Source organism: Hanstruepera flava, assembly GCF_023634025.1.
Taxonomy (GTDB): domain Bacteria; phylum Bacteroidota; class Bacteroidia; order Flavobacteriales; family Flavobacteriaceae; genus Hanstruepera; species Hanstruepera flava.
Genome location: NZ_JALJCW010000018.1, coordinates 1 through 764, shown reverse-complemented (window position 1 = coordinate 764; position 764 = coordinate 1). Strand labels below are relative to the sequence as shown.

Here is a 764-nt window from a genome sequence, read left to right as displayed (position 1 = left end):
ATCCCAAGAACAGGTTGTATTGTTAAAGGTCGCTGTTTCCCAACATTCCGTAGCTGGTTCTGCTGGTTGCGTACCCGTTATATCCCAAGAACAGGTTGTATTGTTGAAGGTCGCTGTTTCCCAACATTCCGTAGCTGGCTCTGCTGGTTGCGTACCCGTGACATCCCAAGAACAGGTTGTATTGTTGAAGGTCGCTGTTTCCCAACATTCCGTAGCTGGCTCTGCTGGTTGCGTACCCGTTATATCCCAAGAACAGGTTGTATTGTTAAAGGTCGCTGTTTCCCAACATTCCGTAGCTGGTTCTGCTGGTTGCGTACCCGTTATATCCCAAGAACAGGTTGTATTGTTGAAGGTCGCTGTTTCCCAACATTCCGTAGCTGGCTCTGCTGGTTGCGTACCCGTGACATCCCAAGAACAGGTTGCATTGTTGAAGGTCGCTGTTTCCCAACATTCCGTAGCTGGCTCTGCTGGTTGCGTACCCGTTACATCCCAAGAACAGGTTGTATTGTTGAAGGTCGCTGTTTCCCAACATTCCGTAGCTGGTTCTGCTGGTTGCGTACCCGTTACATCCCATGAGCAGGTTGTATTGTTAAAGGTCGCTGTTTCCCAACATTCCGTAGCTGGTTCTGCTGGTTGCGTACCCGTTACATCCCATGAGCAGGTTGTATTGTTAAAGGTCGCTGTTTCCCAACATTCCGTAGCTGGTTCTGCTGGTTGCGTACCCGTTACATCCCATGAGCAGGTTGTATTGTTAAAGGTCGCTG

1 protein-coding gene is annotated in these 764 nt (G+C 49.5%); it reads right to left on the bottom strand.

Features of this window, described 5'->3' with window-relative positions; translation table 11 throughout:
* Window positions 1-764 (bottom strand): hypothetical protein (locus tag MTX13_RS14360; protein WP_250437436.1); only part of this gene is annotated, 764 nt, incomplete at both ends.